The following is a 23,657-nucleotide window of genomic DNA, read 5'->3' on the forward strand; positions in this document are numbered from 1 at the left end:
ATTTAATCACCCTTCAAAGAACCCTTTTTTAATATTAGTTCGCTTGTTTGTGACATCATAATCCAACGTATATTCCTCCGAAATATAAGGGTGCATTTCACCATGTAGTTTAGCATCGATCTCTGAGTCTGTTGATAGCACAATTACTTGTTTCCCAAACTTAGGAATCAATGAAGTACAGACAGATCTTTTGTGTTCGTTATCTAATCTTCCTAGTAAAGTATCAAAAATAAATGGTAGTTCTCTTTTAGATGAAGTAAATACTCCCCAAATTATTGAAAGGATAAGTAACTCTTTTTCACCCGCAGAAAGATTATCTTTATTTACTGGTACGTCTTCAGTGTTCAGAATGGTGATAGTAAAATCTGTTGGATCAATTTTAATTGTATTGATAAAATCCTTTTTTCGAAATAGTCTTTTCAACATTCTTGTTGAAAAATACTCTACATCCTGCAATTTTCCTCGAAGCTGTATTCGTCTAAATTGTTCACTAACAGAAATTATTTTTTCTGAATGCTCGAAGGAGGAATTTTTCTTTTTAACCCCATGTAATTTCTTTGATATTTTTTCGTGTTTTTTTTCTAGGTCTGCTTGCTCGCTGTTTGCCATATCGATTTCTTTAGATAGATGATCAATTTCGAATTGGATTTCCTTGCTTGTTGTAGTCATTGATGAAATAGACGTCAACATTTCATTGAATTCACTGGTTTCATTATTATCTTGTAACTGTTTTTTGATGTTTTGTACTTCAATAAGAAGTTTTTTTTGATCTTGAATTTTTTGGTTGACACTCACAAATCTTTCCTCATTAATACTCGAGTTAAGAGAACGAACTTGTTGCGCTTCAGCATTTGAAGCGTAATGAATTAGATTAACATCATCATTTGTAGTTAGCTTTTCTTGTAACAGGTTTAACAAATTTTCGTTGTTTTTTTTATTGGACTGAATATTTGATTCAAAAAGTAATTCACTGATTGGCAAGGATTTAATTTTTTTACTTAATACTTGAGATATATGGAAATCTTCTTCGAGATCTAATTGTTTGACTGAATTTCGAAGTAAGGAAATCGACATAAAGAAAGGTAATTCTTTAGCGATGAAATTTTTTATGTCGTCGTTTAAGTTTTTTCTAGCTGCTTCAATTCTTGATATTTCATTGTATAATTTTTCACGTTCTTCATAAACAATTCCTCCATGGAGGGAGAAGTTTTTTTGTGTGTTTTCAATTTCACTTTGTAAGTCTAAAAGATTTGTTGAAAGTTTTTCTTTTTTAGTTGAAAGGGTAGATATTCTTTCATTTACGTCTCTAAGCTGATCGGATATTTGAGATTCTTCTTCAAACAATTCTTTTGTCTGTTTGTTATCGATGGATTGAGAAGAATAAATTTTCAAGTCATTTTCAAGGTTTGTAAAGAGATCAAGGTTAAATATTTTAGATGAGAGTTCTCTGAGATATTCTGACATCTTATCATTTGAAATGATTTTTGAAATTTCTTCACCATCGAATAAACACAGTTCTAGCAATGAAGGTGGAAAGTTATTTCTTAAAGATGTGAAAAAGCGATCTTTATCAGCTTCATTTAAATGCTTTCCGTCTCTTATTACATAGACTTCTTCTTTTATTTTTTCATTTTCAATACTCCAATCGCGATATATAGAACATTCAAAGCGTTTGAAGTTTTCAACTATGGAAAAATCTATTCTAACTCTAAAGTGATTTTCACCATTTTTAATTGCGGCATTATTAAATAGAGAGGAAACTTTTTTAAAGTATTCTCTAGTTTCTGTTCTGTATCCATATGTCAAGGGACCATAGAGAGCTAACCTAACCGCAGACAAAAAAGTTGTTTTACCAGCGCCATTCTTACCGCCAATAAGTATAGTATTGGCATCCTTTTTGGTAGGGAAGTTTATGGTATTGAGATTTTTATAGGGTCCTAAATTGACTAAAGTAATTTTTTTAAATATCACAGTGGGTTTTCCTTTCAGTTCAATTACAAATGTAAGTAATCTTGTTTAAGTGCAGAAGAAAGCTGGTCCATCAACCCTCTTCTTACTTTAAATCCAGAGTGGTTTTTTTCAATTGATAATAATTTCTTAAATAGCTTGAAATCAACACCGTGCTCTTTACATACAATTTCTAATCTTGATAAGTCTCTTTCGTCAAATAACATCCTTTCATCTTTCTCCCAGTCTAACTCTTCATTGGTTGTTTCTGTATAGATTTTTGGAAGAGTATCTTCAAAGTCACCATGTTTAAACCAAATATTTCTGATTTCACGTAATTCAGCTTCTTGAATAAGTTCATAAGATTCATCAGATGGGTGGTGCAATGTTTTTTGTATGGATAATAGGTTTCTTAAAATTTCTTGTCTTGCTTCCATGGTAAAAGGGCCTAAGCCGAGGCGTTTAAGTTTATTGTCATCATCTTTAATGAGTATTTTAGGATCGTCCGATGTTGATAAGTCTATGTTATGAGTTTTTAAATAGTTATTTAGATTTTCCTTTTCAATAACTTTGTAATCGCTAAAAAGTTCTAATTTTTTTTGACGACCACCTTTTTTGGGTGTAAGAACATAACTTTTATCATCAATATCTTCAAATTGAACTTCTCTAAAATATACTTGTCCATTCATACGATATTTCATTCTCATTGAACGGTCATCTCGTATCGAAGTTAAGTAATTTCTAAAGTTTAATAAGGGTTTCATCCAGTCTTGTCCGTTTTGGATAAATCCTGTTAATGCTTTATCTTCGTTTACGACAGTACAAACCCAACAACCAAATCTACTATTTCCACAAGATCCTGCAGATTCCTTTACGGTCTTATCTATAACTAATGGACATTCTCCACTATTAGAATCTTGGTATAATCTATGTAGATCAAAGTTATTATCTCCCCAAGGGGATTCATTTGATAATAAGTAATTCCATACATCATCAAGCGAAAATTTTTTGATTGGGGCATAGACATATGCGTTATTTAAACTCGAATGTCTCATTAAAATTTTCCCTTCTACAGAGTGAGACCGTATTACATTTGCTCGAGTCGCACTTTCACTTTCGCGGACACCTAAAAGCATGATGACTTCCCCGAAAGAGTCGACTTTATCTGTAATGAATTGGTTTGCAGGATCAATTTTTAGTCTGTCCGTACACCATCTAAATTGCTGGTTGGGAGATGGATAACCTTTCCCAATAATATTTACCCAAAAAGAATGTTCAATTTTAGGTTTTACCTTATGTGTTTCAATCGGTAAATCTAGCTGCATAGCCTTTTCTTGTATCCTATGCAGTGTAGTATTAATTGACTGAATGATAAGTGGAGTCTCAACGAGTGTATCTGATGAAATTACATATATTTTTTTATTCAAATCGTTTTTAGGTAATTCCATCAGTGCTTCAAACATTAGTTGCACAACTACTGTAGAGTCTTTACCACCGCTGTAACCAACTACCCATGGTCGATCATCTTCTTTATAAACTCTTTTAATCTCATCTTTAGCTTCTTCAACTAGTGTTGTTCCATCATTAATTAAATTTGATATAATACCGCTCATGTGTAAATTCCTTTACCTTTCTGAAATGAAGTCTCTGTTTTTTCTTCTTGCTCAGTAAGTGCCAGCCCAAGTAATTTTTTTATTTGTATAGAAGTTAAACATATGGTGTGTGTATTTTTCTGAATACGTCCATTTGAACTAAAAGCTCTTCCCATCCACAAGTTTTCATTAGATCTTGCCCAGTCTATGGTCTTAAGTTTTTTAATATATTGTTGCCAATCATCAGGGTGGAAAGTTCTCAGGTAGTTCCCGACTATTCCCATGCTTTCAAGGAATACTCCATGTCCTATAATATAGTTCATTCGTAATTCCTTAGGGTTAATTTCTCTGGTTAATATCATTTTCCACTCTACAATAGTCTCAACTAGAAGACTCCAGAATTTTTTGATGTATTTTTCATCTCCTGCCGTGATCGGATCCCCTTTTTTCTTTCCTAATAATTTTAGGTTCGTATTAAAAATGTGATTTAATGCTATAATTTTAGGTGAATTTTTAGACAAAGATACTCTTTCTGTATCCGTATATCGTCTTAGAAAAGGGATGTCCTCCGTTAGTGATTTAGTCACTAGTGACATCTTATCTCTATGGTTATATAAAATGCCAATTGACGATGTTGTGTTTACAGCATGTCGGTTTAAATCAGAAAACATTTGCTGAGCTTTGTTTAGACCAGTGTCTAAATAAAATACGACAGAGATTGTTTCCTCTCCTAATTCTGGTTGTATCTTAAGGGCCTCCTCAATGGCTGCACGGCGATGTTGTCCATCGTTTATTAAGAATCTTGCATCTAGTGAAATAGAAAGGGTACCGAGATCTCTTTTACCAGGAGCTTCTGATAAAGGTATAAAGCTAACGTTTCCATCTATAGAAGCCGTTATCGATGAAAAGACATAGTCTTCTCGATACTCTACTATGTAATTTGTTATTTCTGGAATTCTATTTTTATTTAAGATCCGTTGAGCCCTATGAGATGCAGGAAGTTCTTCTTCATCAAAAATGAATAATTTAGGAATTATTTTTAATGGGCACATTGCAATATAGTACTCTTTGGAAGCTTGAAGACCACGAATTGCTGAAAAGTTATATGTAAACCCTGTTTCCATTTTTAGTCATCCTTACGTACGTAAAATTTTATATTTTGATTATATTACGTACGTAATATAATTTCAATAATAGGCTCTCAGTAAATAATAGGAAAACGACATAAATAGGAATCTCTAGAATAGAGGAAACTGTGATAAAATAAGGGGTATATCTGTGTGGGAGGTAAATATAAACGTGTATTGTAATTTTCTGAAAAAAAATAATGAACAACTATATAATACTTCACAGCAAGTTGATCAATTGGTGTTTGTGAATGCACCATCAGCTTTAGTGCAAGCAAGGGTTTTTGTAGAAGCATTAGTTAATATGCTCATGAGAGAAGAAAAATTGGATGATTATAATATGGGTTTGAAGCAAAAAATCGAAAAGTTGAGTAGAAAAGAAGTTTTTAAAGATGGTGTATTCAGCGGAATGGATTTTATCAGAGTTAAAGGAAATAAAGCTGCTCATGAGGGGATTGATGTTTCATTACTGGATGCTCTCCATGCTCATAGGCTTGTCTACCGGCTTGGTAGATGGTACGTGACGAAGTATCTTGTTAAAGAAATAGAAGTTCCTGAGTATGAAGATCCAAAACCTAAACAAACATCAATCGACCCAGAGGATATTCAAAAAATGATTTCTGAGAAGTTGGCAGCTTTTAAAAATATTACTCCTCTAGCTGAAGACAAACAAAATATTGTAAAAGAGGAGAAAATCAGCCTTGAAGAATTACCGGCTGGAGAGAGTTATCTAGTCAAAGAAATCAATCGCTTAAAAGCTTCATCAAGAGAAGCGTTGGAAAATCCAGGTGAGTTTAGCGCGTTTAAAAAATATATGCACGTTAAAAGGAAGATTCAAGAAGATTTAGAGAAAAAGCTAGAAAAAGATAAAGGTAAAGATAAATCCTTAATTTTGCTAGTTGGAAGTGTGGGAGACGGTAAATCACACTTGCTTTCTTATCTTCAAGAAGAAACGAGTATACTCGATTCCTATACTATTATCAATGATGCTACTGAAAGTGAAGATCCTTCAAAAGACAGTATTCAGACTTTAGTATCAAAACTAAAAACCTTTAAAGATGATTCCACTGAAAATGAAAAAATGATTGTAGCCATTAATTTAGGCGTATTAAATAATTTTATTCATAAAGAAGACGTACTAGGTTCATATAGTCAGATTGTTAATTTTGTAAATGAGAATGGTATTTTTAATGAAGATGCTAATTTACATGAAGAAAATGATTGGATATCAACTTTTAATTTTTCGGCACATCAACCGTTTACCCTTAGTGAAGAAGGCCTTCATGCTAAGTATTTTGAAAAAATCACATACAAGATAGCCGATTCTAACAATGAAAATCCATTTTATTTAGCCTATAAAAAGGATATGGAATTAGGTTTGAATACAATGGTACATGTTAATTACGAAATCATCATGAATAAGGATATTCAGTCTAACATTGCAAAATTGATATCAAAGATCATATTAAAAAATAAGGTTGTTGTTTCAACTAGAGCATATTTGAATTTTTTATCAGATATACTCATTCCAGATGATTTATCAATAGAAGAGTTGAAGATTGAGAAGTTAACAGAATTTGAACGATTGAAATATTCATTATTTTATTTATTATTCGAAAGAGAAAATAGGTCTAGTATTTTAAAATCAATCGCTGTGCTAGACCCAATTAACTTTAGAACAGATGAATTTGATAAAATAATGAACCGATTATATAACAGTAACGACTTTAACGGTCTTTTATTAGAAACAATAGGGGATAATCGACATATTACAAAGCTTTTTGATTCCTTTAGCGGTTATTTTGTATCTTCAAATGTTGTAAGTGAAGATAGTAGGCAATCCGAATTAAGTGATGAACAATTAAACCTTGTATCAGCTAACATTTTAAGAGCTTCTTATTTATTAAGCGAAATCACCATTCAAGAGGATGAAGTTTTTAGACAATATATAAGGTTCTTATATGGGTATAACAGACAAACACCTTCTGGTGTTAACGATATTATTAAATTTATAAAATCTGTTATAGTTCGGTGGAAAGGTTCGCCGATAAGGGATTTTGTGTATATCAATAAACTGACTGATAACTATAGAGTGGCACAAAAATTATTCATGAAACCGAAGAGAAACACTAAAAAAGCCAATGTTAATACTGAACTTGAAGCGTTCAACCGTACAATTACATTATTTTTTGAATCTAATGTAGAAAATGTTCCAAATGATATTTCTTTAGAGATTGATTACACCTTGTTTTCTACGATGTTCAAAGTAAATATGGGGTACAGACCTAATAATCAAGATTCTGAGGATTGTCTAACATTTTTGAAATTTATAAATGAATTACTTAGATGCTCTCCAGGTCAAGCAGAATTTATTATTCACCATCACGAAAATAAGAACCTTTATAAACTAACTAAAGGGTATATAGATGAGATTTCATTCGAGAGAATATAAAAGGCGGTATAGATATGAACAGTTATTTTCAATTTGATCAATTAGAGGGTATCTTACTTCGAGGAGCTAAGGATAATAAATTCAGTAATAGCACCGGAAGTGTTTTAAGTGTATTACCTTTCGATACGAAGAAGTTACCGAAAGTATTTTCTGAAAACACTGGGGAACTCCTGGGTGAACTTATGCGAAATAACACAAACATGAAAATATCAAAAATAGAAGAGGACTCATTTGTATCAAATAAAATTGTAGATAACATTTTAAAATCTATTGATTTTAATAATGAAGAAGAATCTGAAGAATTTTTTGAGGGTTTTTTAGAAGACTATTTAAATATGGAAGGTTCTAAAGAGAGTCCATTACACCCTCATCTATTTATGTATAATGATTTGTCAGAAAAAGAGCGTAAAGAGAAAATCAAATACGCAATTTTTATCAATGAAGTTTTATTAGGCGGTCAAGATAAATTTAAGGACCTTTTCCTGGACAAAAGTTCAGATAATCTTTTGACACAACTTATAATGGAGTCGCTTCCTGAACTTATTGGAAATAGCAATCAAAAGAAAAACAAATATGCGGTAATTAACGTGGGGCTAGTAGAGCAATTCCAAAAAGATTTTATTTATCTAAGCAACAAAAAAGAATATTTCTTAAAGCACTTATTTACATTGATTCATTATTATTTGTTTCAGTACTTTCTCCAGTTTTTTAAATCTGCCCAAAGTTTCGGTACAGTAAGTGATAGGAAGGTTACTCCCCTGAATCACGTTCTTGATTGGGAAACTGGAGTTGGCTCTTACCGTGAAGCTGTAAAGGAATATAATACCATTCGAGAACATGCTGATAAATTATTCGTGCATGTTCACTGTATGTCCCACCTAAGTCATAATCAAGTGAATTTAGAGAATGAGCGGCACGTATTCTCATACTATAAAGTAAAAAAAGACTTAGAAAGCTTAGATGATGAGATGCTGAAACGTGAAAAAGAAAATTTAATTTCTTGGATTAAAAAATACTGTGAACTAGCTAAAGTTGAAGAGAGTAACGGCCTGAGTGACAAAGAAATCCCTGAACTTTTCGAAACCCTTTTCTCATCTATAAAAATTAAAATGAATGATGATGTGAAAAAGAAATATGGAAATAATTTATCAAATATAGGAGCTTCTATTGCACTAAAGAGTAGAGGTAGACATGGAAATGTTTTGAGCTTGTCTCAAGACCTACTACTAATGTTGTGTGCGGTATCAGTTGGAGATGAAAAAATTCATCTTAAAGATTTATTTAATAACTTGGAACAAAGAGGAGTAAAATTTGATCATTACTCCAGAGTAGAAGTGATCAATTTATTGGATCATTTGAACTATATCGAAAAAAAGAGTGATAGTGGGGATGCGCAATATGTCAAACCAATTCTTTGATTTTATAGCAAAATATTTATCTGATTATTTTCGAAAACGAACAGTCAATCCGGGAGAAAGATATTATTTACGCCTAAATTCTATTCAAGACGTAGAGAATTTTAAGACATCGCTTGAAAATTCAATTATCACCGAGAGATTTATTTTTGAGTTAGATAACGGAGAGCAGTATATCACCAATTTGATACCAATCTCAGATGGGTTGGTTGTTGCATATAATAATTCACAAGTTTCATCCGATTTTTTAGTTACTTTAAGAAATAGAATAAGTGACCAGGAGCAAGGGAGTATATGGGAAGGTAAAGCCTTGTTAAGTATAATCTCTTCTGAACTTGATTCAATTACGGGAGGAAGTATCTCTTTGGTCAGTGGAAAGATGCCACTTCATCCAGATGTAATTAGTGAGTATCTTAAAGAAAATATTGGAAATAGTATTAGTTCATCAACCGAAAGTATTGTACTAGAACAATATTTAGAAAAAATGAAACAAGAGAGACAGACACACTTCATTAACTTTTATGATTTTCAGGATGTTTTTAAAATCTTGGATCAGAGATCAATCGAATTCGATGATTATAAAAGAATGGGTCTATTCAAAGATGACAATCTAGTCGATTATTCAGGTGTAAATCAAAGAAAAAGGTTGGAAAAAAACAGAGAGTTGTTCTCTATTACTAACCATATAAATGAAAATAACTTAGACAAGAGTGAATTAGAAAAGTATTTTATGCCGAAAGAAGCTTCAACGTTAGCAAAAGATGAATGGGAAAAAGTATTGTTTTCTAAGGTTCAAAGATCAAATGAAGACAGAGAAAAACAGAACAAGAAAACTAAGGTCGAGTTGTTAAGTCTCGAGTGTGAAAAAGGAATAGAGATTTATAAGCGTCAACTATCTGAAACAGTTGCAGGTAGAAGAAAATATCAGGTAATCATTTTTTCAGACGGTGAAGAATTTAATTTTGATGCAAATATTAGCATTAAGTACAGTGAACAAAGCACATTGAAGAAAAGTTTTGTTTCAACTTCTCCAGAGTCCAACTTTGAAGTACAAACTAAGAAATCAAAAATTACGGTAGGGGTACCTAAGTCGTATGGAGAAGTTATTTTTGGTAAGGTTCATTATAAGCATGAAAACAAAATACAACTTGGAGTAGAGTTGAATATTTGTGTTATTCCTATCTCATCGTCTAATGTTTTTGAAAACCATAAACATCATTTTGAGATAAATGTTAAAGATAAACAAATTATTTTGCCAATTGGAGATTATTCAATTGATTTAGGGGAACCACCTCATGGTTTCAATGAACCTTTTACGGTGAGTAAGAAAGATCAGATCATCGAGGTTGAGGAATTGGGGGCATTTACAGTAAAAATAGATGAATTACTAGCTGAAAGTGAAGACCCTATCCAGTTCAGGACTCTTATAAGAGGGGTTCAAATTCCAATTAGGCTAGAAGGAGATCAAACTTCTATTGTACCTATTACTCCTAATAAACTTAGGAAGATTCAAAGAGAAGAGCAAATTTCATTTAACTATAACGATGGTAAAGTGACAGGAAATGAACATCAATTTTCATTGTCAAGTGGGTATCGTTCATTCATAGAATTGGAATGTCAGTGGTTAAGAGGTGGATTTTTTAGTGCAAATTACATTAATGGTTATTTAAAAGAAAATGAACAATTCGTATTGCCAGAGGATTTGAGTGAATCATATAGTAGGTTTATAAACTCGTTCATTGAAAAACCACCAAGTCTAGTATTATGGACGGAAAACGTAATCCAACGTGCTAAAGATTATTTGAATGAATTTATTTCACATGTGGAAAATATGAACGAAGAAAGACCAGCAGGTAGTACAGGCATTAATATTTTTAATCTAGGGTTAATTCGATTAAACGAAGAGATTTGGCTCACTCCATTTCATCCAATTAATGTTGCATATAAGATTCAAGAGATTGAAGAGTTAAGACAAGAAAATGTAGACACTTCAATTTTAGATAGATTGAGATCGGATGGTCTTTTACCTTATATCTATGGTAATAAAAATGAGGTTTTTAGTCCGGATCAACAAGAGAACGTTCCTGGATGGATTCTTTATAAGAAAAAAGAAACTTCAAATGTCTTAGATGCTGACCTTTATCTAAATAAGGTTATAAAGGGTAAATTAGATCAATTTAAAAATCATTTCACATATTATTTTATAAAAAAATCTAAGGCTCCTTTTAAAATACAAGTGATCAATATTTTGAATGATTATCAAGTAATAAGAGGAATACTTGACTGGTATCTAGAGGAATTAAGTAGTAACCCGATTAGTCCTGTGCCAATTGAAATAAAAATCTTTAGGTCAGAGTTAGGTGAATCGTATTCCGAAATTTATACTGCTTTAAGAGATCCAGAGGAGCTAGAAGATAAATTTAAAATAAAACTAAAAGTAAAAGACCTTTCTAAAGATGAAATATTTAAGTCTTTTCAACGAAATATTCGATTTAGTGTACAAACAGATCTAGATCAGGTGGATTATTCACATATTGCCTTTTATAAGATGCACTCGCAACAAAATTTTGCGGTTCAAAATATGGAACATTTAGCATCCGGTGTGTCCTTAAATGGTTTATATTCTTCTACTCCTTCTAAAAAGTTTGAAGAAGATTACAGAACCGGGTATGGCACAGAAGATATGCAGAATGGTGAGAATTTTCTTATAAAAGTCGCTTACTATGTGAATGAACTATCAGCTAACTTGGAAAACGAGGCTACCAATACTTACGTAAAGGGTAGGGGCATTGTTTCAAGAACATCTTACAAGGATTTAGAGTTAATTAAGACCATATTAGAAAAGCCTATTTGGGTAACATTTGTAGACCCTGGAGTTGAATTAGATTTCTTTGAAAACTTGCTTGATGATTTAATCGTTATTCATTATAGTGATCAGTATTCTTCTTCTTCTAAATATGATGCAGTGACTGTTACGAGTCGTTCGAAACAATTTAATAACGTGATTGAAGAATATCTTGATTCAGTAGATATCACAACTAAACACAACCAATCAAATATAGAGTCTATCATTTCTGCATTTAATACAATAAATGGGGAATGGCTTCTCAAAATTGTTGGCAGTAAAGGATACTTTGCAAAAGAGAAGTTAAGCATTATAGCTGCCATAAAGGCAACATTAGCTTACCTTAACCATAAAAATATTTTGTGGGTACCAATTAGTCTTGAAGAAGTGTTAAGGGTAGCTGGTGCCGCGAACCTTAATAAAAAAGATGGAATCTTCACAGCAAAAAATTTAGGTGTTACAGGGCAGCATAGTGATGATCTTCTTTTCATCGGTTTAGAGGATTCAGACAGTGGTCTTAAGTTTCATTTACATCCTATGGAAGTTAAAGTAGGACGTAATGAACCAGGTGTGATGAGGAAAGCGGAGGAACAAATTCAAAAAACGGTTGCTCTACTGGAAGAGGAACTTATAAATAAAGAAGATGGATTTGTTAAAAAGTTCTATCAAAATTTCTTCATTCAACTGTTTGTTTCCAACGCTAAAAGAATTGAAGAAACAAACTTTTGGCCTAAGAAAGAGTATAAATTGACAAAGAATACTCTTGGTAAATTGAAAAAAGGTGATTTTACATTTAATCAGCATCTTCATTCATATATTGGACAAGGCTCAGTGTTCTCCTTTAATAGAGAAATGACTTCTCGTTCTAATAACTTAGAAGGAAATGTACTAAAGATAAACTTATTAGAAGAAGACGTTAAAAGATGCTTATTGAGTTCAGTAGATGGTTTAGAAGATTGGCTAACAGGAAGTAAGACTGAATTAGTTAGAGAAACAATTTTAAAATATTGTTACTCCGATAAACAAGTGGTTGAGGATGTTGATTTAATAGAATCAATTACACGTTCATTAGTGTAGGGCGTGAAAAAAGCGTAGCTATTATTAGCTACGCTTTTTTTGGTAATATTGCGATACGGCTATCCTGAAGACTGTTTTTTGATCTTAATTCCTTATTAAGAATTCTCAAGCCTCTTTCAATTAAGAAAATAAACTGTTTGTTAAGCTCTTGGTCATTTAGATTTTTTTGCTCCTGCTCAATTATTAAGTGTTTGAAAAGTAGATATTCGTTGTTTTTAATAATACCTTCTGGAATTGTCCATTTTGGTGTTGAACTTGTATCAACACTGATCGTCATTGGTGAAGACAATCCTTTCCCCAGTGCTACCTGTATTGTTAATGGTCTCTCTAGATTTAAGTCTGCCGATATTCCATCAAGCATTTCCTTACCATCTTTTGATAAATTCAGCTTTTTATTTGCCATTTCACTTTACCTCCACCAGATCAAAATAACCTTTTCGAATGATTGTATATTTTTTATTTTCATCATAGTCTAGCAGGTATTGTTTAGCGGAGGATTTTTCCATCAAGTTTACATATTCTTGTGTCACTTCTGTATCGGTGGAAAGAATAATTACTTGCTTTGACAACTCCGTATAATAATGTTTCACTAGGTGATTTCTATGGATACTATCAAGACGTCCAAGAGGTGTGTCAATAACTATTGGTAAGTCTAATTCTGATAACTTTATTAGTGCCCAGATAAATGATGAAGATATTAGTTGCATCTCTCCTGCAGAACGATCATACACACTTATTTCTTGTCCTCTATCATTAAATAACCGAATACTGTAAGTTGATTTATCGAATTCAATGCTCTTAAATTCATTTGTCTTTCGAAGTAGCTTAGTAAGCATTAATTTGAATTCTTCTTGGATTTTATTCATTTTGTAATTAGTCATTTCAACAAGGTACTCTTCGTAATATGCTATAATTTTTTTTACATAATTTAACTTTTCTCCGATTAACTCAGTTGATTCATCATTATCAGATACTCTAGTGATATTGTTTTTTAATCGAATAATTTCATTTTTTAATGGAGTTGCTTTATTGGAAGCTACTCTGTATCTTGTTTTTAATTCTCCTAATTTCTGATTTATTATAGAAATTTTTTCGTTTTCAGTTTTAGTATCTACTAATTCTGGAGCGTCAAGTATTTTTTCTTCCATCTCGCTATATGACTGTTCTAGATTTTCAATTTCACTTAATAATTTCTCAATTCTGGTTGAATCCAAGAATGGATAAGATGTGAAAAATTGAAATTCTCTATTTGATAAATCATGTAGTTCATTAAAGTCTTCGATCTTATATTTATTTTGTTTTTGAAGCCAAATTTCTTCACCCAAACTTCTAATTTGGTCTATCTGTTCATTGGAGAGCTCGGGTTTAATAGGTGAGTTTAAAAGCTTTTCCATAAATTCATTGTATGGGTCTAATAAGGATTTTTGAAGTAGAGCTTCAGATTTTAGCTTGTTCTCTCTTTTAAGTGAATTCTGCAGCTTTTTTATGGAATCATTTAAGAGTATCCCCAAAATGCTCTCTTGATAAAGTTTACTAAAGTTCTCTTCTGCAATTGTTAATTGTGTTCCAACTTGTGTTTGCTTTTTGATCAATATTTCTCTTGAAGACGAATTATTGGCAAGCTTTTTATTTCTTTCAATTGTTATTTCTTTTATTTGTGATTCTGCTTCACCTATTTGTTTTCTATATTTAGTGATTCTCAATTCTAATGTTCGTAACTCTTCTTCTTTCTTTGTTAACTCGTCTTGAAGTCGTAAAGATGTTTTCAAGTCAGTGATTTTACTGAATTTTTTGAAAAGAGATTGTTCTAACTTTTTTAAGTCAGAAATCAAAGATTTGGTTCGGTCCAAACCAGTAATTTTATGAATAGTTAGTTTCATACTTTCTGCATCTTGTTTTGTAATGAGTTCCTTTATGTCTTCTCCATCAAATATAAAGAATGGGGCAGCGTTATATGGAATATAACGATCAATAAATCTGTTGAACGCATTGATATCAGTAACATGGATGTTTTTGTTTCGTGTAGCACCTATTTGTTGGATCGTTCTATTTTCATGTACTTTTCTTTTTAAATGGTCAAATAGCCACTCTATTTCAACCTTGTACTCTTCTTTCGTATCGAGTTCCAACGTAAGAGAAATTGAACATTTTTTCCCCCCTTCGTTAAAGAAAGTGTCATTAATTGTATTTGAGAAAATTTTCTTTTTTTCCTCTTCTGTAATACCTCTCTCGCCAAATAAAATATATCTAATTGCTTTTAAAATAGTGGTTTTTCCGGCGCCATTTAATCCTCCAAATAGAATTATGTTTCTTTTTTCATCTATATCATTCGGTGTCAAAGACAAGTCTATTGACTGGATCCCATAATAAGTTTTATAGTTTTTGAATTCCAACTTTTTAAAAAACATATTTTTATTCCTTTCGATTCTCATTTATTTGCATTTGTATTAAACTCTCTAACTCATGAATCTTCTTAGAATCTACTCTTTTTTCATACTGATTTAGTTTCGATTCTTTTGATAATTTGTGTATAAGTTGCCTAGGTATTTTGTGCTTGGTGGCTAGTCTTAATTCAATCTCATATTCTTTATCAATCATTGGTTATAGACCCCTTTGGTGTTAGTTGGTTAATTTGGTATATTTAGTTAATTCAACAGATCTGTATGATTGTGTGCAAGGATTTTTGCGTGTAAAAAAGGAATACGCCCCCAAATGTCGAAATGAGTATAACGAAACAAACTTTACTATATAGAAGAATAGATGAAATATGATTTTATCTCTCACATTGCGTTTTTTCGATATGGATTAATCCTTCTGAAGCCTTGTATTAGAGGGGTTATGGAGAGCCTATCGGAAACAGATGCTTTTCATATTAAGGCAAGATTCCAAGCACGCGCTCAAGAAAATACTGCACTAGTACGAGGGTCGGAAAAGTGGAAACATCCAATTGAATATAAAAAAAGGTACCTATTCTGGCACGATGATAAGTGGTGAAACTTACATGCTATACAAGAAAGATGTCTTCTATAAACATTTTAGCACAATTATTAACCTAGTTGCTCATTTCTCTATTGTAAAATGGTTCCTGTTTTCGGAGGTTGTTGTTGAGTTTACTATCATTAGCTTATTTAGATGCTAAGTTTATAATAAAAATGATTCAGGGGAGAGTTTAAAGATCTTAGAGTAAAATTCAATGGATTTATTAGATCAACACAGTGGAGGATAGGGAAAGTGTCTGTGCATTTGCCCAAACCAAAAAGAGACATAAATTCTATGTCTCCTTCAATCTTAAAATATAGATTATGATATAGTTGAAATGTGTTAAGGTAGCAAGCAGTCACCCCGCATCTGTTTAACGGGAAGGGGGTCTGCTTATGGATAAGTTTATTCGACTCTGTGAGGGCATCCAAACCCTTTCCCTTGCATTCTTAACGGCGTGCAAAGGGATCGGGCTTGTAGTAGTAGCATTCAAGGCACCGACTGTGGCGGTCAATGTTTTGCTTGTACTGTTTGGATTTCCTCCGATACTGTAACAACATAGTAGTTTAAAATTAGTAAGGCGTTCAAAACGGTCTGCATAAACAGTCGGTATCCCCAAAATACCGATTGTTACGACTCTTAACACAGGGGTTGCAGACGGTGAGAACGTCCTTGCTTTTTTGTTTATCTATTTCCAGTATACCTCTCGGAAGGTCGTTTTATTCCTATAAAAAAAACGCTCGCAGGTCCCAAATACCTTCGCGTGAGCGTTTTTTCTACGGAGATAAAACATGTGGCGTATGTTTTATCTGTTTAACCGTTCGTCTTTCTAGGGTCCGTTAGTAAAGCTAGGAACAAATAGAAAGCTTATGGAACTATTAAGTTCTTCGACTATCTAAAGTATACTACTTGGTTAAAAGAAATGCAATGGATGATAAGCACGCTGGGATAACAATCCATTCCTACACAGTTGAGTTCCTTTCGATTTATAAAGGAATTCCCCTTTTTTTGTCGAAATGATTGAAAATTACAATAAATTAGTAGACAATATTATTCAAGTTGCGATTTTTGAGTTTTTGAGTTGCACCTGTAATTGATACAAAGTCGAGATCGATCAAGAATTCCATTTTACCATGTATAAAAGTTTTCATAGTGTAACGATCGATTTTTCTCACCGTCCCCGTTTTTTAAGGGAAACATCTACCTAGAGCGTCTTGTCGTATTAGTTGAAGAATTGTAGGAGGGACTGGCGGTGGCAGTACTAAGATGAAACGGGTGAAAGTTTCAGAATATTCATAACGATCAAAGGCGAGCATCCGACCGAAAGAAAGATAAAAAAGTAAGTAGATTGAAAGGGTTGAAGTGAGTGAGGGGTGAGAAAAAGGAGTTAAAAAAAGTACTATCAAGAATGGATGTGTTGTTCCTATCCATTGGAGCTATGCTCGGTTGGGGATGGGTTGTACTATCAGGTAATTGGATTACTTTTGCGGGATCTATTGGGGCTTTAGCCGCCTTCCTCATTGGTGGAGTACTTGTTATATTTGTCGGCTTAACCTATGCGGAACTAGCTTCTGCCATGCCAAAAGTCGGCGGAGAACATCAATACGTGGAACGGGCTATGGGAAGAACTGCGTCATTTATTGCTTCGTGGGCGATTACCTTAGGGTACGTGTCTGTTGTGGCATTTGAAGCGGTTGCTCTGCCGACTGTGATTGATTACATAATACCTGATTCACACGTTGGATATTTATGGACAATTGGAGGAGGGGATGTTTATTTAACATGGGTATTGATCGGCTCTGTTGGGGCCGTATTATTAACCGCTCTTAACTATTTCGGGTTAAAGCCAGCTGCTTTTATGCAAGTGGTGTTGACGAGTGCGATTATTATCATTGGTCTATTATTAATATTTGGATCCGCTACAAACGGTGAGGCAAATAATTTAGAACCATTCTTTTTTGGTGGAGCTGGCGGGATTATGACGGTATTGATCATGGTTCCATTTTTATTTGTAGGATTTGATGTGATTCCGCAAGTGGCAGAAGAGGCAGATATTCCAGCGAAAGAGATTGGGAAAATTCTCATTTTCTCTGTAGGATGTGCGGTTGTGTTTTACTTAGCGATTGCTTTTGGTGTATCAATGGCATTGGATAAAGAAGCACTAAGTGTAACAACATTGGCAACTGCTGATGCGATGGCAGCCGTCTTTGGTTCTCAATTTTTCGCAAAAATCTTAATAATAGCTGGGATTGCTGGGATTGTTACAAGCTGGAATGCTTTTATCATCGGTGGGAGTCGTATTATTTATGCCATGGCGATTTCTGGCATGTTACCAAAATGGTTCAGCTATTTACATCCAAAATATAAAACGCCTTCAAACGCTGTGTTATTCCTTGGAGCGTTAGCGGTGTCAGCTCCTCTTTTGGGACGACCTGCATTAGTGTGGATTGTAGACGCTGGAGGTTTAGGTATTGTGATTGCTTACTTTTTCGTTGCTTTATCATTTATTCTTTTGCGTAATAAGGAACCGAATATGGTCAGGCCGTTTAAGGCAGGAAAAGGGAAGGCAATCGGTTGGATTGCACTTGTACTAAGCTTTGGTTTTATCGTTCTATACATGCCAGGAATGCCGGCAGCTCTAATTTGGCCATATGAATGGATCATGGTGGTAGGTTGGAGCGGTATTGGATGTTACTTCTACTATCAAATGAAAAAGGGAAAATATGACGCAAACATTGAAACACTTCCTGAAGAACAGAAACAGTACAAAATTTAAAACAAACAATCGATAGGGCATTTGTCACGATGCGCGGATATATGCAGGACAAGCTTCGATACAGCTTTCACATCCGCGGATATGAGCTGACCAGACTTCGATACCCTACCTATTCCCGCGGATAATCACTGCAATTGTCACGAACGTGTAAAACCTTTAACCATTAAAGAGAGGATGTTAAAAATGACAAAAAATGAACGTTTAATTCAAGAATTATCAGAGCTAGATAAAAAGCATTTCCTCCACCCAATATCTCCAATAAAACAACAACAAGAGGATGGAGCTGCATTTATTTTTACAGAAGGCAAGGGCGTTCATCTTTATGATTTGAATGGTAATTGTTATATTGATGGAATGTCATCCTTGTGGAATGTCAACGTTGGTCATGGCAGAGAAGAATTAGGGAAAACGGCAATGGAGCAAATGCAAAAGCTAGCTTATAGCTCTAATTTTTCTACATTTAGTAATGAGCCTGCGATTCGACTGTCAGCTAAACTTGCTCAAATTGCACCAAAAGGACTAAGTGCCACGTTCTTTGCTTCTGGTGGTTCGGAAGCGAATGATACTGCCTATAAACTTGTCCGAAATTATTGGTTATTAAAAGGAAAACCAAGTAAAAAGAAAATTATTTCACAAACGAAATCCTATCACGGCGTTTCTATGGGGGCAACAAGCACCGGGCTGAAACCTTACCGAGAGTTTACGAACTCATTAGCGCCTGACTTTTGTTATGTAGAGCACTTTTCGGCTCAAGCCCTCCGTGAATTAATTGAAACAGAGGGGGCAGATACAATCGCTGCATTTATTTCAGAGCCTGTACAAGGCGCTGGTGGGGTTCATATCGCACCAGAAAATTATTTTAAGGAAGTAAGAGAAATATGTGATGAGTATGAGATTTTGTTTATAACGGATGAAGTAATTACAGCATTCGGCAGAACAGGCAAAGACTTCGGGATCGAACACTATGGAGTGACTCCAGATGTAATGTGTTTTGCTAAAGGCGTCACCAGTGGTTATCTTCCTTTAGGTGGTGTCATGCTTTCAGAAGAAATCCATCAAGATTTCATTGAACTTTCTGAGGGTACAATGCTACATGGTTATACGTATAGTGGTCATCCAACGGCTTGTGCGGTTGGATTGAAAAATATTGAAATGATCGAAAATGAAAACCTAACCGAAAACGCAAAAGTGATGGGCAAGGAAATGTTAAATGGTTTTAATTGGCTAAAAAGCAATCTAGAGATTATCGGCGAGGTTAGAGGATTAGGATTAATGGGAGCCATTGAAATCGTAAAAGATCAAGTCACTCAAGAAAAATTTGATTCTCCTGTATCTCCTTTAATTGTTGGAGAAGCAGCAAAACGTGGCCTCATTTGTAGGTCTGTCATTTTTGATGGTCAAGATACTCTTGTGTTTGCACCACCACTCATCATTAACAAAACGGAGATAGAAGAAATGACTTCTATCCTTTATGATTCCATTCTTGCTGTTGAAAGGCAAATGGTACAAACGAAATAAGCTTTGGAGAAAAAAGGTAGTGGATGAGTTTGTTCTCTGAAGTTGAAAAAGAAGGATGAAAAAACAGTTGTCGATTATCGACAGCTGTTTTTACTTAATCTTCTCTGGCAAACGCTGAATGGAATCGATGACTGCTTCAAGATTCGCTTCAATCCGGTGTAATAAATAACGAAACGATGGCCGGAAATTCAATTTCGCTTTTGACAGGAAATTCATTCTATTCAGAGTGAGTTTGATTATGTAATACTAAAAGATAGTAAGAAATTAAAATACTATTGAAAAGGAGAATAAAATCATGAATAACAAAGCATTTGATCCTGATGTACAAATGCCAGACCATACGAATGTCTATAAGAATCAAACGAAACTGTATGAACAAATGATTTCAAAACAGCCTAGTGTATTAAAAACCATAGAGGAGATTACACCTATAAATCAATTAGATGTTATTGATATGGGAGCGGGTTCAGGAAGGTTAACGAGTGTACTAGCTCCTTATGTTAAATCAATTTTAGCACTAGACGCTTCGGCTGAGATGTTAATCCTTAATGAAGAAAAATTAAAGCATAATAAAAACTTAAATTATCAAATAGAGGTTGCTGACCATCGAAAAATCCCAGCAGAAAACGAAAGTGCTGACTTAGTTGTATCAGGGTGGTCGATTGGTTATCTTGGTAGCTCCGAAGTAGAGAATAATGTACATAATATCGAAAAAGTTATGGAAGAAATTATGCGTGTGCTTCGCGCTAAAGGAATGGTCATAATTTTCGAAACGATGGGAACTGGATTTGAAACACCTAATCCACCTGAATTTCTAAAACAATATTACTCATTACTTGAAAATAAATATGGTTTTTCTCATAAGTGGATACGCTTAGATTATCAGTTCGATAGTTTGAAGCAAGCGGAGGAGTTATCAAGATTTTTCTTTGGAGACGAACTAGCTGAAAAAGTGGTTAGAGAAAATTTAATTACACTACCCGAATGTGCTGGTATTTGGTGGTTGAAAAAAGAGAGATAATCAAGATAAGAAAAGAACCAATTTCTCCCCGGGTTGATCTAACCTATAGACAATAGCCTGAGTCCTAATGAAACTGGAACTCAGGCTATTTCGTTTATTTTTTGATAACTGTTTATTTGATAGGGTAGGTAATGTGTAGTCTTACCTTTCCTTGTTGTTTATTTAAATCCATTAGTTTTTTAGCTGTTTGAATGCTCATATATAAGACATTTCAGAACGTTCAGGGTAATAAGAGGCTGCCTGACGTACAAAAGCGTTTTCAAGGGCATTTTGAGCCTTTTGAAAAAATTCCAATAATCCATATACCTCAACTCCTTTTATGAAAGGTGAAAGCGGGTGTTTGTACTAACCATGTTATCCGCGGATCAAGCCGTATTGTCACATTTTGACTACTGAAAAAGGTGCCCAGCAGGTGCTGGTCACCGCACTTGTTAAGCAAATTCAACAGGTGTTACTTCACGTTCGATCAGTCTGGCGCCTTTAATGCCAACGAGCGCGCCAGTTGGTGTGACAAATGCATCTTGTGCAATGATGTTTTCCATCACTGCTTGGATTGCGGCAGGATCGAGTGGCTCGTTTGGTGAGTCAATGGATAAGTTGGATGATGTGCCACTTTCTGTTACAAATTGAAGTTCTAGTGTTTTGACCATGATTGTCCCTCCTTTCTATTGGGGAAACGCCTCGATTATTCCTCGATACCAGCTGTTTCTAAGCGCTCAATCTCAAGCAATGGATAGCTACTTAATGAAGAATACGCTAATGCTGTGTTGTATAGTTGATCGGGTGTTACAGCAACACCAATGCGGCTTAACGTTTTCTTTTTAAGCATGGGCATGCCATCTGCGCCAGTGCCTGCTTCAAACACAAGACGAAGCTTTACGTCATTCACATATTTTTGTGCCATGTTCGCTCACCCCCTTTCACTTCCTATATCGCAAGTCGACGGTAAAAAGGACACCCTTATTGTTCAAGCCAATTAAAAATAGGTTTTTCCTGCCTTACAGCGGTGAGTGTGGCTTGTTGAAAGGCTCGGTATAAGTACTTCTTTAACGACTTCACCTTCCCTTGCTTCGCTTGTAAAATCGTTGAATGCCAAGCCTCAATAAATGGTTCTGGACGATTTTCTATTAGCATAGATGGTTGAATCGACGCTTTTGCTCGCAATAAAATCCCGTAATAAGCATAAATGGAGGCTGCATCATTAAAATATTTTGAGAAGGCTTTGAATATTGGAGCTGGAATTTTTTTTGATAAGGTCTCCGCTGGTACAGCCGTATCTTTTATGTGATTTTTATTTTTTTGTTTTAAAGATAAAGAAGGTTCATTCTGATTTTTTGGGATACAAACCTTAGGGACATCAGGGGTTGTCTGTGATGGACGAGTGGGCAACTTCGATTGGTCACGAACGCCAAATAAGGAAGAATGATCTTTTTCAACAGGAAGAATCACAAGGATATTTGCGCCCTTCCCCCCACGAATTTCACGCATCGTATAGATTTTTTGAATCATGTGTTTCTCTGCTAAACGATTAATCATCCGTCTGATCGTCTTATCAGAACAACCCATTTCCTTCGCCATCGTGGCCACTTTTAAATGCGCAGCACCTGGAAATTTCACCGCGTACCGACTGATCAGCTTGAATAACGCTTTCTCTTTTTGTGATACGTGTTTTTCTTTTAACTGTTTCTCCACAGCAAGGTTTAATTCTTCCTTTGATTTAAATGATTGAAATTTGTTTAACCACATCATGGTTCATTCGCTCCTTTGTATATGAAAAGTTGAGAAATAATATCTCACTTCCATATCGCAAAAAGTCGAGCGATTGGTCACCCTTGCTACAATAAACGTTAAAAAAGTTAGAAAGGAAAATCCGAGTGAAAGGAGTGTCGACTGTTTTTTTCATTAAGTATGTAGCGGTGAATGGCACCAGATTTTCCACATTGACTGAGGTGGACGAGCCTTAAAAGATGGTTTTTAAGAATCAAAAATCGGTGAATCTAAAGATCAGATTGGCTCATACTACAAGGTAAGATAAGGTCTCTAACGGTGGTGATTTTTTGAAATATGTCTTTATATTTATGGCTTTCATTTCCCTTATAACTGGCTCTACTACGAGCAAAGATAAAGAAATTGAGTCATACTCCTGGACCGATCATAGGTTGATTGCACATGCTGCAGGAGGAATTAAAGGAAAAGATTATACGAATAGTCGGGAAGCGTTTATTAACAGTTATAACAATGGATATAAATTAATTGAAATAGATCTATCATTAACAAGCGATGGTAAATTAGTCGCGCGACATGGATGGGATGAAACATATGGGCAAGATTTCGACCCTGCCAAGGCGAAAGCATTAACGTATAAGAAATTCATTAAACTCCCTTATTACCTTCAGTACACGCCAATGGATTTTAAGGATATTTTGGTATTATTAGAACAGCACCCGGAGATTTATGTTGTATTGGATGGGAAGGTTTCTTCGGTTGAGGATTCGAAAAAGCTATATAAAAAAGTGGGGAAAGAAATAGAAGAAGTGGAGGAAAGCATTCAGAAGAGATTAATTCCTCAAATGTATTATCAAGATGAGCTTGAAGTGATTAGGAGCTATGGTTTTCACGACGTCATCTATATAATTGGTCGTGAAGAATTTTCAACCGAATCCATCGTTAAGTTTAGCAAAAAACATGATATTCAAGCAGTTGGTATCGCTAAGACCAGAGCAAAAGAGACGATGATTGAACATCTTTATAAGAAGGGAATTGTGACGTATATTTATACGATCAATGACCTCGATGAAATGTATTCGTACTTCGAAATTGATGTACATGGTTTTTATACGGATTATGTCATACCTGAAGAAATTGAGGACACCCATTGATATGCGGGTGTCCCTTTCGTTGACCGTAA

17 protein-coding genes are annotated in these 23,657 nt (G+C 34.2%); 8 read left to right on the forward strand and 9 right to left on the reverse strand.

The window, feature by feature from the left end; translation table 11 throughout:
- Positions 1-6 precede the first annotated feature (6 nt).
- The 3 genes from dndD (AB1471_RS12440) to dndB are packed head-to-tail and all read right to left on the reverse strand — an operon-like array spanning position 7 to position 4,663.
- Complete coding sequence (gene dndD, locus AB1471_RS12440) at positions 7-1,971, reverse strand: DNA sulfur modification protein DndD (RefSeq protein WP_367780090.1); 1,965 nt, start codon at positions 1,969-1,971, stop codon at positions 7-9.
- Between the two features lie 23 nt (positions 1,972-1,994).
- Positions 1,995-3,560, reverse strand: coding sequence for a DNA phosphorothioation system sulfurtransferase DndC (dndC, locus tag AB1471_RS12445; protein ID WP_367780091.1), 1,566 nt, complete (start codon positions 3,558-3,560; stop codon positions 1,995-1,997).
- Positions 3,557-4,663, reverse strand: coding sequence for a DNA sulfur modification protein DndB (gene dndB, locus AB1471_RS12450; RefSeq protein ID WP_367780092.1), 1,107 nt, complete (start codon positions 4,661-4,663; stop codon positions 3,557-3,559). Before dndB ends, dndC begins: the two co-directional genes overlap by 4 nt.
- A gap of 175 nt (positions 4,664-4,838) precedes the next feature.
- Here dndB and dptF point away from each other — a divergent pair, with 175 nt between their 5' ends.
- The 3 genes from dptF to dptH are packed head-to-tail and all read left to right on the forward strand — an operon-like array spanning position 4,839 to position 12,455.
- The gene (gene dptF / locus AB1471_RS12455) at positions 4,839-7,118 is read left to right on the forward strand and encodes a DNA phosphorothioation-dependent restriction protein DptF (protein WP_367780093.1); all 2,280 of its coding nucleotides are present in this window, start codon (positions 4,839-4,841) and stop codon (positions 7,116-7,118) included.
- Between the two features lie 14 nt (positions 7,119-7,132).
- Positions 7,133-8,536, forward strand: coding sequence for a DNA phosphorothioation-dependent restriction protein DptG (gene dptG, locus AB1471_RS12460; protein WP_367780094.1), 1,404 nt, complete (start codon positions 7,133-7,135; stop codon positions 8,534-8,536).
- Positions 8,517-12,455 (forward strand): DNA phosphorothioation-dependent restriction protein DptH, encoded by a 3,939-nt coding sequence (gene dptH / locus AB1471_RS12465; RefSeq protein WP_367780095.1) that lies wholly within the window; start codon positions 8,517-8,519, stop codon positions 12,453-12,455. The genes dptG and dptH overlap by 20 nt, the downstream gene beginning before the upstream one ends.
- 28 nt (positions 12,456-12,483) lie before the next feature.
- Here dptH and AB1471_RS12470 read toward each other — a convergent pair whose 3' ends face one another.
- From AB1471_RS12470 to AB1471_RS12480, 3 genes are read right to left on the reverse strand one after another with little or no spacing between them, the layout of a single operon-like run.
- Complete coding sequence (locus AB1471_RS12470) at positions 12,484-12,858, reverse strand: DndE family protein (RefSeq protein ID WP_367780096.1); 375 nt, start codon at positions 12,856-12,858, stop codon at positions 12,484-12,486.
- Between the two features lies 1 nt (position 12,859).
- A complete protein-coding gene (dndD, locus tag AB1471_RS12475; protein WP_367780097.1) occupies positions 12,860-14,863 on the reverse strand; it encodes a DNA sulfur modification protein DndD in 2,004 nt (667 codons plus the stop codon).
- Positions 14,864-14,867: 4 nt separating this feature from the next.
- Positions 14,868-15,053, reverse strand: a complete 186-nt coding sequence (locus tag AB1471_RS12480; RefSeq protein WP_367780098.1) for a hypothetical protein — start codon at positions 15,051-15,053, stop codon at positions 14,868-14,870.
- Between the two features lie 776 nt (positions 15,054-15,829).
- Here AB1471_RS12480 and AB1471_RS12485 point away from each other — a divergent pair.
- From AB1471_RS12485 to AB1471_RS12500, 4 genes are all read left to right on the forward strand, one after another.
- Entirely contained in the window at positions 15,830-15,988 is a 159-nt protein-coding gene (locus AB1471_RS12485) for a hypothetical protein (protein ID WP_367780099.1), read from the forward strand.
- An 812-nt stretch (positions 15,989-16,800) separates the two neighbouring features.
- Positions 16,801-18,210 carry an APC family permease gene (locus AB1471_RS12490; protein WP_367780100.1) on the forward strand — a complete coding sequence of 470 codons (1,410 nt, stop codon included), beginning with the start codon at positions 16,801-16,803 and terminating at the stop codon, positions 18,208-18,210.
- Between the two features lie 183 nt (positions 18,211-18,393).
- Complete coding sequence (locus tag AB1471_RS12495) at positions 18,394-19,728, forward strand: aminotransferase family protein (protein WP_367780101.1); 1,335 nt, start codon at positions 18,394-18,396, stop codon at positions 19,726-19,728.
- Between the two features lie 328 nt (positions 19,729-20,056).
- Positions 20,057-20,749, forward strand: coding sequence for a class I SAM-dependent methyltransferase (locus AB1471_RS12500; RefSeq protein WP_367780115.1), 693 nt, complete (start codon positions 20,057-20,059; stop codon positions 20,747-20,749).
- Positions 20,750-21,180: 431 nt separating this feature from the next.
- Here the strand turns inward: AB1471_RS12500 and AB1471_RS12505 are convergent, their stop codons facing one another.
- The 3 genes from AB1471_RS12505 to AB1471_RS12515 are packed head-to-tail and all read right to left on the reverse strand — an operon-like array spanning position 21,181 to position 22,498.
- Positions 21,181-21,399, reverse strand: a complete 219-nt coding sequence (locus AB1471_RS12505; protein WP_367780102.1) for a DUF2922 domain-containing protein — start codon at positions 21,397-21,399, stop codon at positions 21,181-21,183.
- A gap of 35 nt (positions 21,400-21,434) precedes the next feature.
- A complete protein-coding gene (locus AB1471_RS12510; RefSeq protein ID WP_367780103.1) occupies positions 21,435-21,653 on the reverse strand; it encodes a DUF1659 domain-containing protein in 219 nt (72 codons plus the stop codon).
- 56 nt (positions 21,654-21,709) lie between these two features.
- Positions 21,710-22,498, reverse strand: a complete 789-nt coding sequence (locus tag AB1471_RS12515; RefSeq protein WP_367780104.1) for a helix-turn-helix domain-containing protein — start codon at positions 22,496-22,498, stop codon at positions 21,710-21,712.
- Between the two features lie 308 nt (positions 22,499-22,806).
- Here AB1471_RS12515 and AB1471_RS12520 point away from each other — a divergent pair, with 308 nt between their 5' ends.
- Entirely contained in the window at positions 22,807-23,628 is an 822-nt protein-coding gene (locus AB1471_RS12520) for a glycerophosphodiester phosphodiesterase family protein (RefSeq protein WP_367780105.1), read from the forward strand.
- Positions 23,629-23,657 lie beyond the last annotated feature (29 nt).

Origin of the sequence: Jeotgalibacillus marinus (assembly GCF_040801915.1) — a bacterium.
In the GTDB taxonomy this organism is placed as follows: Bacteria; Bacillota; Bacilli; order Bacillales; family Jeotgalibacillaceae; genus Jeotgalibacillus; species Jeotgalibacillus marinus.

Bases quoted from the DNA above. Each gene is read 5' to 3' on its own strand.
- dndC (WP_367780091.1), bottom strand. From the start codon at position 3,560: ATGAGCGGTATTATATCAAATTTAATTAATGATGGAACAACACTAGTT.
- dndB (WP_367780092.1), bottom strand. From the start codon at position 4,663: ATGGAAACAGGGTTTACATATAACTTTTCAGCAATTCGTGGTCTTCAA.
- dptG (WP_367780094.1), top strand. From the start codon at position 7,133: ATGAACAGTTATTTTCAATTTGATCAATTAGAGGGTATCTTACTTCGA.
- dptH (WP_367780095.1), top strand. From the start codon at position 8,517: ATGTCAAACCAATTCTTTGATTTTATAGCAAAATATTTATCTGATTAT.
- AB1471_RS12470 (WP_367780096.1), bottom strand. From the start codon at position 12,858: ATGGCAAATAAAAAGCTGAATTTATCAAAAGATGGTAAGGAAATGCTT.
- dndD (WP_367780097.1), bottom strand. From the start codon at position 14,863: ATGTTTTTTAAAAAGTTGGAATTCAAAAACTATAAAACTTATTATGGG.
- AB1471_RS12480 (WP_367780098.1), bottom strand. From the start codon at position 15,053: ATGATTGATAAAGAATATGAGATTGAATTAAGACTAGCCACCAAGCAC.
- AB1471_RS12485 (WP_367780099.1), top strand. From the start codon at position 15,830: ATGGATAAGTTTATTCGACTCTGTGAGGGCATCCAAACCCTTTCCCTT.
- AB1471_RS12495 (WP_367780101.1), top strand. From the start codon at position 18,394: ATGACAAAAAATGAACGTTTAATTCAAGAATTATCAGAGCTAGATAAA.
- AB1471_RS12500 (WP_367780115.1), top strand. From the start codon at position 20,057: ATGCCAGACCATACGAATGTCTATAAGAATCAAACGAAACTGTATGAA.
- AB1471_RS12505 (WP_367780102.1), bottom strand. From the start codon at position 21,399: ATGGTCAAAACACTAGAACTTCAATTTGTAACAGAAAGTGGCACATCA.
- AB1471_RS12510 (WP_367780103.1), bottom strand. From the start codon at position 21,653: ATGGCACAAAAATATGTGAATGACGTAAAGCTTCGTCTTGTGTTTGAA.
- AB1471_RS12515 (WP_367780104.1), bottom strand. From the start codon at position 22,498: ATGATGTGGTTAAACAAATTTCAATCATTTAAATCAAAGGAAGAATTA.